The organism is Nocardia sp. NPDC058244 (assembly GCF_042882065.1).
Lineage (GTDB): Bacteria > Actinomycetota > Actinomycetes > Mycobacteriales > Mycobacteriaceae > Nocardia.
In genome coordinates this window covers 309,169-324,548 of sequence record NZ_JBHVWX010000008.1, presented here as the reverse complement: position 1 = coordinate 324,548, position 15,380 = coordinate 309,169, and the positions used below count along the sequence as shown (strand labels likewise).

The window sequence follows — 15,380 nt, the reverse complement described above, 5'->3', positions numbered from 1 at the left end:
TCGTTCAGCTCAGCTGAGGTTGTCGATGAAGTCGAATAGCTCGCGGTCGTCCGCGTCGTCGAGACCGTCGAGGTCGATCTCGCCGGGGTCTCGGTCCGCGAGCCTGCGCACCAGCGCGGCCAGTTTGTCGGCGATGCCGGACCGGTCCGCGGCGGACAGCTCGGCCGCGTCGAAGCTGCGGGCGAGCGCGTCGACCTCGTCGGCGATCCGCCGCGCGGGGTCGTCGACCGGGGCGATCTCCCGGCGGACGAACCCGGCCAGCGCCGCCGGGGTGGGGTGGTCGAACATGGCGGTCGCGGGCAACTGCAGGCCGACAGCGGATTTCAGCCGGTTGCGGAATTCCATGACGCCGAGCGAATCGAACCCGAGATCACTGAACGGCTTGTCCGGCGCCGTCGCGTCCGCGCTCGCGTGACCGAGGACGGCCGCGGCCTGGGCCCGGATCACGTCGAGGACGAGCCGGTCCTGCTCGGCGACCGTGCGGCCGAGCAGGCGCGCCGCCAGGGACGCGGCGTCGGACGACGTCGTGGCCCCGGTGGCTTCGCCCGCCCGCCGCCGGGCAGGCCGGGCCAGGGCCCGCATGACCGGCCGGACCTCGGCGGGATCGATCTCGCCGAGCGCGGCCGGGTCGACCCGGACCGCGACGAACGCGGACCGGCCGCCCGCCGAGGCCGCGTCGAACAGCGCCATGCCGTCCTCGGCGCCCAGTGGGAGCAGACCTTCGCGCCGCAGGCGGACGAGGTCGGCCGCACCGAGGCCGCTGGTCATGCCGCTGCCCTGCTGCCACGGCCCCCACGCGATCGAGGTCGCGGGCAGGCCGCGCACCTGCCGGTGCTGGGCCAGCGCGTCGAGGAAGACATTGGCGGCGGCGTAGTTGGCCTGCCCCGGGTTGCCGATCACGCCGGAGACGGAGGAGTAGAGCACGAACGCGGACAGGTCCAGGTGGGCGGTCGCCTCGTGCAGGTTCCACGCCGCGTCCACCTTCGGCCGCAGCACCTGGGCGAACTGGTCGGCGGTCATGGTGGCGAGGAGGCCGTCGGCCAGGACGCCGGCGGAGTGGACGACGGCGGTCAGCGGATGGTCCGTCGGGATCGCCGCCAGCACCGCGTCCAGGGCGGCGCGGTCGGCCGCGTCACAGGCGACCACGTCGACGTGCGCGCCGAGTTCGGTGAGCTCGGCGACGAGTTCGGCCGCGCCGGGCGCGTCCGGTCCACGCCTGCCCGCGAGGACGAGCCTGCGCGCACCATGCGCGGTGACGAGGTGACGGGCCGTCACCGCACCGAGTCCGCCGGTGCCGCCGGTGATCAGGACGGTGCCCTCGGACCGCAGCGGTGTCGGCACGGTGAGGACGTTCTTGCCGATTCCCCGGGCCTGGCTGAGGTACCGGAACGCCTCGGGTGCCCGGCGCAGGTCCCACGCGGTGGTCGCGGTCGGCGTCAGCGCGCCGCGATCGAACAGGTCGACGAGCGCGGCCAGGATCTCCTGGAGCCGGTCCGGTCCCGCCTCCATGAGCATGAAGCTCGCGTACCGCACACCCGGGTGGGCGGCCGCCACGGCGGCGGGGTCGCGACGATCGATCATGCCCATCTCGACGAACCGGCCGCCGCGCGGCAGCAGCCGCAGCGACGCGTCGACGAAATCGCCCGCCAGCGAGTCGAGCACGATATCGGCGCCGCGACCGCCGGTGGCGGCGTGGAACTTCCGTTCGAAGTCCAGGGTGCGCGAATCACCGATCTGGTCGTCGTCGAAACCCAGCTCCCGCAGCACATTCCACTTGGGCCTGCTGGCGGTGACCAGCAGCCGCAGGTCGAGGTGCCGGGCGAGCTGGATCGCCGCCATGCCGACGCCGCCGGTGGCCGCGTGCAGCAGCAGGGTCTCCCCTGGCTGCGCGGCGGCCAGGTCGACGAGGCCGTAGTAGGCCGTCGCGTAGACGATCGGCACGGCCGCGGCCTGGGTGAACGACCAGCCGCGCGGCATCGGCGCGAGCAGCCGCTGATCGGTCACCGCGACCGAGGCGACGCCGGGGGTGAAGCCGAACACCCGGTCGCCCGGCGCGAAGGCGGTGACGTCGGGCGCGACTTCGACGACGATGCCCGCGCCCTCACCGCCGATGCGGCCGTTCGGGTCCGGGTAGGTGCCCAGTGCCATGAGCACGTCCCGGAAGTTGAGTCCGGCCGCCCGCAGGCTCACCCGCACCTGGCCCGGAGCGAGCGCGGTGCCCGGGCGCTCGACCAGCGCGAAATTGTCGCTGGACAGCGTGCCCTTGTCGAGCGGGGTCAGCGCCCACTCGGCGGCGTGCGACGGTGCCACGAGCGCGCCCGCGCTGGGGTTCAGCCGGGGCAGGTAGGCGGTTCCGCGCCGGACGGCCACCTGGGATTCGCCCGCGATCGCCAGGGCCGAGGCCACGGCGGCCCGATAGTCGGCCCAGGAATCGGTGTCGACCAGCACGATCCGGTCCGGGTGCTCGCTCTGCGCGGTGCGCAGGAGTCCCCAGGCGGCCGCCGCCGACAGATCCACCGGCTCGCCGGGATGGGTGGCGACGGCGTGGCCGGTGACGACGACGACGCGCCCGTCCTCGGCCAGCAGCCGCCGCACCCGGGTGGCCAGCGCCGTTACCGAAGTACGCACCGCGGCGGGCAGATCGGTGTCGGTCGAGGTGTCGTCGAGGCATACCACCGTGGTGGTGCGGCCGTCGATCGTGACGGTGTCACCGTCGGCGCCGGCGCGCCAGTCGTCGACGGTGATGTCGCCGGTGGGCTCGGCGGCGGTGATCCAGTCGAGCTCGTAGCCGAGGCCGATCCGGCGCTGGGCCGTGCCGAGCGCGTCCGTCGACAGGGATCGCAGCGTCAGAACGCCCACGTCCGCCACGGGCGCGCCGGTCTGGTCGGCGAGGGTCAGCGCGATTCGCGCACCGCCGGAACCGGTGCCGGTCGAGGTGGCCCGCACGCGCAGTGCGGTCGCACCGGCGGCGCGCAGGACAACGTTCTCCCAGGCGAACGGCACGGCCACGGTCCCGACGGACTGGTCGGGCACCAGGCCGCCGAGCAGGATCGCGTGCAGCGCGGCATCGAGCAGGGCGGGATGCAGGCCGTACGCCGCGGCGTCCGGGCGAACCGGCTCCGGCAGGGTGACCTCGGCGAACACCTCGTCCTCACCGGCCCAGAGGGCGGTGAGTCCCTGGAAGGCCGGGCCGTACCCGTAGCCACGCTCGGCCAGGCCCGGGTAGGCGTCCGCGAGCGCGATCGGGGTGGTGTCCGGGGGCGGCCAGGCCACCAGATCGGCTCCGGCGGTGGTGTCCCCGGCGGTCATCGTCGCGACCGCGTGGCGGACCCATCGGTCCGCGTCGTCGCCGGTCGTCCGCGAGTACACCGAGATCGTGCGGGCGCCCGCGTCATCCGGTCCGCCCGCCACCACGCGCAGTTCGGCGGCGGACTCCGTCGAGATGGGCAGTGGCGCCTCGATCACCAGCTCCGCCAGCACCGGGCACGCCACCACGGTTCCCACGTGCAGGGCCAGCTCCACCAGCGCGGCGCCGGGCAGCAGCGTCACCCCGGCGACGGCGTGATCGGCCAGCCAGGGGTGCGCGGACGGCGACAGCCTGCCGGTGAACACCACCTCCGCGGAATCCGGCAGGCGCACCATCGCACTCAGCAGCGGGTGGGCCGCGTCGTCGAGGCCCGACTGCCGGACATCGGCGGCCTCGAGGGGCCGCACCCAGTACCGCTGATGCTGGAACGCGTAGGTAGGCAACGTCACTCGCCGAGGGGTATGCCCGGCGAACACCGGCGTCCAGTCCACCGGCAGACCCGCCGTGTGGGCCTGGGCCAGCGCCGTGACGAACCCGGCCGTCTCCGCGACGGAGCGCCGCGACGACGCCAGCACGGTCGACTTCGCCTCGAGCTCAGGGCGTTCGGCGAGGCAGGACCGGGTCATCGCGGTGAGCACCGCGTCGGGGCCCACCTCAACGAACCTGCGCACCCCGGCTTCGATCAGCGCGGTCACCCCGGGCGCGAATCGCACGCACCCGCGCACCTGCGTGACCCAGTACTCCGGGTCGAGGACCGCGTCGCCCGCCGGGGCACCGGTCACGTTCGACACGATCGGCAGCAGCGGCGCTCGATACGTCAACCCTTCTGCGACAGTGCGGAACTCGTCGAGCATCGGGTCCATCCGGGCCGAATGGAACGCGTGGCTGACCCGCAACCGGTGCGTGCGGCCGCCGCGCTCGGCGATCCGTCGCGCGAGCTCGTCGACGGCGTCCTCGTCGCCCGAGAACACCACCGCCTCCGGGCCGTTCACGGCGGCCACCGCGAGGCGATCGCCGTAGCCTGCCACCAGTTCCCGCGCCTCGTCCTCGGACACCGCGACCGCCAGCATCGCGCCGCCCTCGGGCAGCGCGCCCATCAACCGGCCGCGCGCCGCCACCAGCGCACACGCGTCCGCGAGGGACCAGACCCCCGACACGTAGGCCGCCGCCAGCTCACCGATCGAATGACCGGCGACGACATCCGGGACGACACCGCACGATTCGAGCAGGCGGAACATCGCCACCTCGAACGCGAACAGCGCGGGCTGGGTGAACTCGGTCCGGCTCAGCCCCGCTTCGGGGGCGTCGAACAGCACCGTGCGCAGTGATCCGCCGAGGTGGCGATCGAGCTCGGCGCAGACCTCGTCCAGTGCCGCCGCGAACACCGGGAAGTCCCGGTACAGCTCGGCACCCATGCCGGGACGCTGCGCGCCCTGCCCGGTGAACAGGAAGGCGGTCTTCCCCTGTCCGGCAACGCCTTCGACTACCGAGGACGAGCCGGTCCCGGCGGCGAGGGCGGCCAGTCCGGCCAGCAGCTCGGCCCGGTCACCGCCCAGCGCGCCGCCGCGCCACTCGAGCAGCGCCCTGGTCTCGAGCAGCGCCGCCGCCACGTCCCGCGGGTCCACCGCCGGATGGTCGATCAGCCACTGCCGCAGCCGATCCGCCTGTGCCCGCAGCGCCTGCTCGGACTTCGCGGACACCAGCAGCGGGACGGTCCCGGCAGGAGCGGTCACCGCGGGCGCGGCGGCGGCCGGCACGGGTGGCTCCTCGAGGATCACGTGCGCGTTCGTGCCGCTGATCCCGAACGAGGACACGCCCGCGCGCCGTGGCCGCGCACCGGCGGGCCACCGTTCGGCCTCCGACAGCACCCGCACCGCCCCCGCCGACCAGTCCACATGCGGCGACAGGGCGTCCACGTGCAAGGTCTTCGGCAGGGTGGCGTGCCGCATGGCCTGCACCATCTTGATCACGCCGCCCACGCCGGACGCGGCCTGCGAGTGTCCGATATTCGACTTGAGCGAGCCGATGCGCAGCGGCTCGTCCCGCTCCTGACCGTAGGCCGCGATCAGGGCTTGCGCCTCGATCGGATCGCCGAGGGTGGTGCCGGTGCCGTGCGCTTCGACGACATCCACCTCGGCCGGGGTCAGGCCCGCGTCGGCGAGCGCCGCCGCGATCACCCGCTCCTGCGACGGACCGTTGGGCGCGGTCAGGCCATTGCTGGCACCGTCCTGGTTGACGCCGGTACCCCGCACGACGGCGAGGACATTGTGCCCGAGCCGCTGGGCGTCCGAGAGCCGCTCCACGACCAGCACGGCCGCGCCCTCCGACCACGACACACCGTCGGCGGCCGCCGAGAACGACTTGCACCGCCCGTCCGAGGCCAGCCCGCGATTGCGGGAGAACTCCAGGAACACCATCGGCGTCGCCATCACGGTCGCGCCGCCGACCAGCGCCAGCGAACTCTCCCCCTGGCGCAGGGCCCGGCACGCCACGTGCAGGGCCACCAGCGAGGACGAGCACGCGGTGTCCACCGTCATCGCCGGACCTTCCAGCCCCAGCGCGTAGGACACCCGGCCCGAGGCCACACTGCCCACGGCCCCGGTCACCACATAGCCCTCGACCTCGGGCGTCTGCCGGGTCAGCGTCTCGTAGTCCTGATACATCACGCCCGAGTAGACGCCGGTATCGGTGCCGCGCAACGACATCGGATCGATGCCCGCGTGCTCGAGCGCCTCCCACGACACCTCGAGCAGCAGGCGCTGCTGCGGGTCCATCGCGATCGCCTCGCGCGGCGCGATCCCGAAGAATCCCGCGTCGAAGTCGGCCGCCTGGGTGAGGAAGCCGCCCTTGCCGGAGTAGGTCGTGCCGACGCGGTCGGGGTCGGGGTCGATCAACCGATCCAGCGCCCACCCGCGATCGGACGGGAAGTCGCTGATGGCGTCGGTGCCCGTCGACACCAGTTCCCACAGCTCGTCGGCGGAGCCGACACCGCCGGGGTACCGGCAGGCCATACCGACGATGGCGATCGGCTCGTCCGCCCGCACGCGCCGGACCGGCCGCGCGGACGGAGCGCCCGCCGCCGTCGGCGCGACCCGAGCCTGCACCAGTGTCGCCACGGCCGCCGGGGTCGGATGGTCGAAGACCAGCGTCGACGGCAGGGTCAGGCCGGTGGCCTTGCCCAGTCGATTGCGGAACTCCACCGCGCCGAGCGAGTCGAAACCCAACTCCCGGAACGGCTTCCCCGCGTCGACCGACTCGCCCGAATCGTGGCCGAGGACCGCGGCCACCTGGTCACGGACCGCCGCCAAGATCACGGCGGCGCGTTGCGCTTCGGGCACGCCCGCCAGTCGTGCCCCCAGCGAACCCGCGGGCTGCGTGGTCGACACGGTGACCGGCGCCGGGCGCCGGAGGTAACCGCGCAGTACCGCGGGGACCGTATCGACGTCGGTTTCGCGACGCAGGACGGTCGCGTCGAACCGGATCGGGACGAGTCGCGCGTCCGGACGGGCCAGCGCGGCGTCGAACAGGCGCAGGCCCTCGTCGTCGCCGAGCTGCCCCAGGCCCAGCCGGTCCCAGCGCGCGACGGCGACGCGATCCAGCGCGCCGGTCATCCCGCCCGCCTGGTTCCACGGACCCCAGGCCAGCGCGGTCGCGGGCAGGCCCGCCGCCCGTCGCTGTTCGGCCAGGGCGTCCACGACACCGTTCGCGGCCGCGTAGTTGCCCTGCCCGGCCGTGCCGAGCACGCCGGACACCGAGGAGAAGACGATGAAGGCCGACAGCTCGCCGGCCAGTTCGTGCAGGTGCCACGCGCCGTCGACCTTGGGCGCCAGGACCCGGTCGACCTGGTCGTCGGTCATCGACTCGACGACGCCGTCGTCGAGGACGCCGGCGGTGTGCACGACGGCGGTCAGCGGGCCGTCGGCGGCGATGGTGTCGAGCAGGGACCTGACCTCGTCGCGGTCGGCGACATCGCAGGCCACGACTCGGACGTCGGCGCCCGCGCGGGTCAGCTCGTCGGCCAGGGCGGCCGCGCCGGGCGCCGCGAGCCCGCGGCGGGAGGTGAGCACCAGGCTGCGCACCGCGTGCGCGGTCACCAGGTGGCGGGCGAACAGCGCGCCGAGGCCACCGGTGCCGCCGGTGATCAGCACCGTGCCGTCGCCGAACGACGGGGTGGCGGTGGTCGCCGGTGCGGACGCGCGCGTCAGCCGGGGTACCAGGAGTTCCGGGCCGCGGACCGCGACCTGGGGCTCCGTCGTCCGGATGACGGCGGCGATCCGGTCCGCGTCCAGTGGCGCGGCGGGGTCCTCGTCGACGAGGACGAATCGCCCCGGGTTCTCCGACTGCGCGCTGCGTACCAGGCCCCACACGGCGGCGGCGACGAGATCGGGCGCCGCGCCAGGGAGCGCGGCACCGCCGGTCGTGAGCACCACCAGCCGGGGCAGTCGTTCGTGGGCGAGCCAGGACTTCAGCACCGCCAAGGCGTCCAGGACACCGCTGCGCACGGCCTCGGGGGTCGTGCCGGTGGGCGCCCGCCACACCGCCACGTCCGGAACCTGCTCGGCGGCAGCAAGATCGGCCACCGTGGCGGCGGCGATTCCCGGCACTACGGTGTCGGCGAGCACTGCCATGGACGGGGTCGCGCCGCCGGGGACCACGGTGGGTTCCCAGCGCAGTTCGAACAGCTGCGCGTCGTCGGCCAGGGAGTTCCGGAACGCCGTGACGTCGTAGGGACGCATCACCACCGCGTCGACCGACAGGATCGGGGTGCCGTCCGGCGCGACGGCGGCGACGGACACCGCGTCCGGGCCGGTCGCGACGGCGAGGACGCGCAGCGACGTGATCTCGGGTGCGCTGTCGACGGTATGGAGACGGACCCCGCCCCAGCGGAACAGCAGCTTGCCGGTGGCCGGGTCGGCGGCGGCATCGCGCCACACCAGCTGGGCGAGTCCGGCGTGCAGGGTCATGTCCAGCAGCGTGGGATGCAGGACGTAGCGTCCCGATTCCGCCGCCGGATCGGTCGCGAGGGCGATCTCGGCGAAGACCGCGTCCTCGCGCAGCCACGCGGCGCGCACGCCGGTGAACGCCGGGCCGTACTCGAGGCCCGATCCGTTCGACATCCGCATCGGAATATCTTCGGCCACAACGGCTTCCGCGTCTTGCGGAGGCCACGGTTCGTCACGCAGACGCGCCAGCAACGCCGACTCGCCGGACCCCGCCGACAGCGCGCCGGTCGCGTTGCGCGCCCAGTCCGCGTCCGGCGCGGTCCGGAAGGAGACCTCGAACGGACGCGACCCCGACACGTCGGGTGCCCGCACGAGCACCTGCAGCTCGACCTCGTCCGTACCGGACGGCAGGATCGGCGCCTGCAGGGTGAGTTCTTCCACCACCCCGCAACCGATCCGGGCACCGGCGGCGAGCAGGAACTCGACCAGGGCCGCGCTGGGCGCGACCACCACGCCGTAGGAGGTGTGATCGGCGATCCACGGCTGTGCGCGCAGGGACAGACGACCGGTGACCAGCCACTCGTCGGTCCCCGCCAGGCCGACCACCTCCGTGCGGACCGGATGATCCGACGGGGCATGGGGGGCATCGTCGACCGGCCGCAACCAGAACCGGCGATGCTGGAAGGCATAGGTGGGCAGCGAAATCCGGCGAGCGGCGCGACCCGCGAACAACGGCGACCAGTCCACGCGCACACCGGCGACATGCGCCTGCGCCAGCCCGGCGACGAACTGCGTCACCTCGTCGGCCGCTCGCCGGGAGGTGGCGACCGCCGTCGACTCCGCTTCGACGTCCGGGTGCTCGGCCAGGCTGGTGCGGGTCAGCGCCGACAGCACCGCGTCCGGACCGACCTCGACGAACCGGCGCACGCCACCCAGGGCGAGGGCGTCCACGCCCGGCGCGAACCGCACACAGCCCCGGACCTGACGCACCCAGTACTCCGGGTCGGTGATCTCGGCGCCGGCGATCGCACCGGTCAGGTTCGACACGATCGGCGTGCGCGGCGACGCGTAGCCGATACCTGCTGCCACAGTGCGGAATTCGTTCAGCATGGGTTCCATGCGGGCCGAATGGAAGGCATGGCTGACACGCAGCCTGCTTGTCTTGACCTCGGCCGCCGCGAGTCGCCGCTCGATCTCCTCGATCGCGTCGTCGTCGCCGGACAGCACCGTCGACGACGGGCCGTTCACCGCCGCGACCGCGACCTGATCGCCGAACTCCGCGGCGATCTCGAGCGCTCGCGCTTCGTCGATCGCCACGGCCAGCATCGCCCCGCCCGTGGGCAGGGCGCCCATCAACCGCCCGCGGGCCGCCACCAGCGCGCAGGCGTCCGGCAGCGTCCACACTCCGGCCACGTAGGCGGCGGCGAGCTCACCGATCGAGTGGCCGATCACCACATCCGGTGTCACACCGAAGGATTCGAGCAGCCGGTACAGCGCCACCTCGAACGCGAACAGGGCGGGCTGGGTGACCTCGGTCCGGTCCAGCACCGCGGGGTCGCCATGGAACATCACGTCGCGGAGCGCGGGGTCGAAATGCGCGCACACCGTGTCGATCTCGGTGGCGAAGACCGGGAACGTCTCGTACAGACCGGCGCCCATGCCGATCCGCTGTGCGCCCTGCCCGGTGAACAGGAACGCCGTTCGTCCCGCACCGGCGACGCCCTCGATCACGCCGGCGCCGGTTCCCGATCCGGCGAGGTCGGCCAGCCGGGTGAGGATCTCGTCGCGGTCGCGTCCGAGCACCACGCCTCGCGAATCATGCTGCGCGCGTGTCGAGATGAGCGCATGGGCAATGTCGGAGAGGTCGACCTCGGGGTGTTCCGACAACCACCCGTGCAGTCGCGCGGCTTGCGCGCGCAGGCCAGATTCGCCCTTGCCGGACACCAGCAACGGGGTCATCGTCGGCCGCGCGGAGGCATCGTCGATGTCTGGGACGGCAGGCGCTTCCTCGAGAACGACGTGCGCGTTGGTGCCGCTGATCCCGAAGGAGGACACCCCCGCCCGCCGGACCCGCTCCCCGGCGGTCCACGGTTCCGGTTCGGTCAGCAGACGCACCGCGCCCGCCGACCAATCCACATGCGGTGACGGCGAATCGAGATGCAGGGTACGCGGCAACCGCTCGTGCCGCATCGCCTGCACCATCTTGATCACCCCGGCCACACCGGCGGCGGCCACGGTATGACCGATATTCGACTTCAGCGCACCGATCCGCAGCGGCTCCCGGTCACCCTGGCCGTAGGCGGCGATCAGCGCCTGCGCCTCGATCGGATCACCGAGGGCCGTGCCGGTTCCGTGCGCTTCGACGACATCCACGTCGGCCGCGGTGATGCCCGCGTTGGCCAGTGCCTGCGCGATCACCCGTTCCTGCGAGGGTCCGTTCGGCGCGGTCAGCCCGTTGCTCGCGCCGTCCTGGTTCACGGCGCTGCCGCGCACGACCGCCAGCACCCGGTGCCCGAGTCGCTGGGCGTCCGAAAGACGTTCCAGCACGAGCACACCCGAGCCTTCCGACCAGGCCACGCCGTCGGCGGCGGCCGAGAAGGGCTTGCACCGGCCGTCCGGTGCCAGGCCGCGCTGACGGGCGAAGTCGACGTGCAGGGTGGGGCTGGCCGCGACGGTGACGCCGCCGGCGAGCACCAGCGAGCTGTCCCCTTGGCGCAGCGCCTGGCACGCCAGATGCAGCGCCACCAGCGAGGACGAGCAGGCCGTATCCACCGTGACCGCGGGCCCTTCCAGGCCGAACACGTAGGCGATCCGGCCCGAGATGACGCTGTGCGAGGTGCCGGTGAGCCGGAACCCCTCCAACTCACCGGTCACCCGACGGGCGTAGCCCGACTCGCAGGCGCCGACGAAGACCCCGGCGTCACCGCCGCGCAACGAGGTCGGGTCGATGCCCGCGTCCTCCAGCGCTTCCCACGCGGTCTCGAGCAGCACGCGCTGCTGGGGGTCCATCGCCAACGCTTCGCGCGGGCTGATGCCGAAGAAGCCGGGGTCGAAATCGCCCGCACCGTCGAGGAATCCGCCGTGCCGGGTGTAGACCGTGCCCGGGGTGCCGGGGTCCGGGTCGTACAGCCCAGCGAGATCCCAGCCGCGATCGGTGGGGAACTCGCCGATCGCGTCCCGCCCCGCGATCATCAGGTCCCACAGGTCCTCGGCGGACGCCACGCCACCGGGGAACCGCGCGCCGATGCCGACGATCGCGATCGGCTCGTCGGTGGACGCCCGCCGCGTCACCCGGCGCTGCTCCCGACCGCCGCCGGACACCCGCGCCCGCAGCAGCGCCGCCACCGCCGTCGCGGTCGGATAGTCGAAGACGAGGGTGTCGGGCAGCGTGACCCCGGTAGCCTTCGTCAGCCGATTCCGCAGCTCCACACCGCTGATCGAGTCGAAACCGCCATCGGTGAACGGCTGGTCGGCATGCACCGCCGCCGCCGAGTCATGACCGAGGACGGCGGCGGCCTGCTCCCGCACGAGGTCGAGAACGATGGCGTCGCGCTGGAATTCGGGTACTTCCGCGAGCACGCGAGCCAGGTCGCTGTCGGCCCAGAGACCGGTCTGACCCGGGTCACCGTGTTCCTCGGCACCGCTGGCCGCGAAGTCGCCGTCTGCATGGCTGTGCTGCGCGGCAACCTGCGCTGCGGGGTCGAACACCGTCGTGTCACGACCACCGCCGCTGCGCTGCGTGGCGCCGTGCCCCGGCCCCCTGAGCGGCGTGACTCCGCGTCCTGCGGCACCGAACTCCTCGGCATCGCGACCATCTGCGCTGGCCTGTGTGGCATCGTGCCCCGCTGCGTCGGCCCCGGTGGCATCGTGACGACCGCTGCCGTGCCCCGTGGCGTCGGCCTCGATGGCATCGCGACCGTCGCTGTCGTGCCGCGATGCACCGCCCTCCGCACCGCTGAGCGTCGCGACTTCGTGTGCTGTGGCGCCGGAGTCGGCAGTGGCGGGGAAGGTGGCCTCGGCCAGGGCTGTCGGGGTGCCGGTCCAGAAGTTTCGGCGCTGGAATGCGTACGACGGCAGGTCGACCCGCGCACCGCCGGTGACGAGCGCGTCCGGGCGGACCGGCAGACCGGCGCAGTAGGCCTGGGCGAGCGAGGCGACGAACCAGTCCGGGCCGTCCTCACCAAGGCGTCGCGACCCGATGACCGCGACACCGTCCGAGGCGGCCGCGGCGAGTTCCGGGGTGAGCACCGGGTGCGGGCTCATCTCGACGAATCCGGTGAGGCCGTCGTCGATCAGCGCGGTCACCACGTCGGCGAACCGCGCGGCCTCCGGCTGCGGGCGGTGCCAGTAGTCGGCGTCGAGTCGCACGGTGTCGACGCGGTCGGCGGCGGCCGTCGAGAAGAACGGCACCGACCCCGATCGCGGTCGGATCGCCGCCAGATCATGCTCGGAGCCGAAAGGCTCTCCGCCACGGCCTGATCCACCAGCAGCCTCGGCCGAACTCCGCGACCGGACGACCACCACCCGCGCCGCGTCGGCCAGCGACAATCCACCGGCGATGTACGCGGCGGCGATCTCGCCCAGCCCGTCACCGATCACCAGGTCCGGTGCGACACCAGCGGCCTGCCACCGCCGGGCCATGGACACCATGACCGCGAACAGCACCGGTGGCGCCACATCCGATCGATCCGCCGACGGCGCGTCCTCGTCGCCACGCAGCACCGCGTCCAGCGACCAGTCCACGTACGGCGCCAGCGCCTGCGCGCACTCCGCGATCGACTCGGCGAACGCCGCGTCCGACGCCAACAGCCCCAGCGCCAGACCGGCCCACCGGCTCCCCCGCCCGGGGAAGACGAACGCGACCCGGCGCGGCGCCGCCCGCCCGACCGTCGACCCGGGCGCGGCCATGGCCGCCAACGCGGTCAGCAGCTCCACCCGATCGCGTCCGGCGGCGTAGCCGCGCCATTCCATGGGTACTCGCGTGGCCAGCAGCGAATGCGCGACATCGACGACGCCCGACTCCGGACGCCCGACCATCCACTCCCGCAACCGCGCCGCCTGCGCGCGCACCCCGGACGCACTGCGTGCCGAGAGCACCAGCGGCACCACACCGCCACCGTCATGCACCGTGCGGGGGGCAGCAGCGTCGGCCGATCCACCATCGGCGGCAGGCACCGAGACCGCCACCCCACCGGGAGCGGTGCCGACAGGCGCCTGCTCCAGGATGACGTGGGCGTTCGAACCACCCATGCCGAACGAGGACACCCCGGCCCGGCGCACCGTCTCCGCCGACCACTCCTCGACGTCGGTGACGACACGTAAACCCAAGTCGTCGAGCGGAATCCGAGGGTTCGGAACCTGGAAGTTCAAGCTGGGCACCAGGTCACCGCGACGCAGGCAGAGCGCGGTCTTGATCAGGCCAGCGATCCCCGCGGCGCCCTCCAGGTGCCCGATGTTCGTCTTGACCGAGCCGACGGCCAGCGGCGCGCCCGGCGCCCGGTCGACGCCGTAGCTGTCGCCCAGCGCCGCCGCCTCCACCGGATCACCCGCGGGCGTTCCGGTGCCGTGCAACTCGACGTACTGCACCGACGACGCCTCGACCCCGGCCGCACGCAACGCGGCGGTGATCGCCGCCGCCTGCGCCGCCCGGCTCGGCGCGCTGAGCACCCGGCGTTCGTTGCCGGTGGTGACCGCGCTGCCCCGGATCACGGCATGGATCCGGTCACCGTCGGCCACCGCCCGGTCCAGTGGTTTCAGCACCACCATGCCGCCGCCCTCGCCGCGCACGAACCCGTCGGCCCTGGCGTCGAAGGTGTAGCAGGCGCCCAGCGCCGACTGCGCGCCGAACTGCTCGATCCGCGCGCCGCTGGACGGTGACAGGATCAGGTTCAGGCCGCCGGCCAGCGCGACCTCGCTCTCGCCGCTGCGCAGGCTCTCGCACGCCAGGTGCACCGCGACGAGCGAGGACGCCTGGGCGCTGTCGACGACGAGACTCGGTCCGCCGAAACCGAAGTGGTTGGAGATCCGGTTGGCGATGATGCCGCGCCCGGCACCCCACAGCGAGTGCCTGCTGACGCCGGGACCACCGCGCGAGGCCATCAGCTCGGCGAAATCGCTACCGGTGCTGCCGAGGAAGACGCCGTACCGCCGCGGCTCGTCGGCCGTGGCCGCGAGTCCGGCGTCCTCGAGCGCTTCCCAGCTCAGCTCCAGCGCCAGCAGCTGCTGCGGATCGACAGCGCGCGCTTCGACGGGCGAGACCCCGAAGAACTCCGCGTCGAAATCACCTACGGTGTCGAGGAATCCGGCCCGCTCGGTGATCCCCTCGCGCCCGGCGGGCGCGGTCCCGATCGCGGCGCGCCCGGCACTGAGCAGCCGCCAGAAACCCTCGAGATCGACGGCACCCGGCAATCTGCAGGACATACCGACAATCGCGACATCGAACGTCGAACCGGTCACCTCTGAACATCCTTCCGCGAAGCACGTTATTTCCCCCCGTAGCCCCCTACCGAGTGAATGTCGGGGTTACCAGAGTGCGGAGCGGGTCATGTCACCATCGATTCGTAGTGCTAACTAATTGGTTCGACGACTCTGACGATTCGTGCGTCGACAGAACGAATCTCGATGCGGTCGAGCAGAGGGGTGCGGAACAACGTCCGCGGATAGCCGTAGCCGCGCACTCGGTGCGGGCCGGGCGCGGTGGGAGTCAGCCGTTCGGCCGGAAAGCTGACGCGCTACGTCGCCATTCCGGCGGCCCGAGGCGCGGGTCTGAGGGCTTCTCGTCCGGGCGAACCGGCGCGGCGATCCCTCTCGAAAGGTTCGAACGGCAGAACAGGACTCATTGAACTGCACAGTATTTGGGGTATCTCGAGCTTGTCAACCGTCCGGTTTCTTCCCATTCATCGTGCTGATTACTCACAAAGCTTCCCACGTTCCCGGCCGCTTCGCAGTGTTCGGTGGCTGGGATGTTGCCCGATGCTGGTACCGTTCGACCGTTCCGCGCCGGTCGCGCGTCACTCCCGCATCGACCTCGCCGATCGCGCTCGTGCTCCGCCGGGGCCCCACCGCCCCCTCGCTGTCGCATTGCCCTGGGTATTCCGGGCTTCGGGCCCGATGGATGGAAGGTGTGATCA

General features: G+C 72.8%; 1 protein-coding gene. It reads right to left on the bottom strand.

The annotated features are described in order from the left end of the window. Positions 1–9: 9 nt before the first annotated feature. Complete coding sequence (locus tag ACFVW6_RS25995) at positions 10–14,706, bottom strand: SDR family NAD(P)-dependent oxidoreductase (RefSeq protein ID WP_378822931.1); 14,697 nt, start codon at positions 14,704–14,706, stop codon at positions 10–12. Positions 14,707–15,380: the final 674 nt, after the last annotated feature.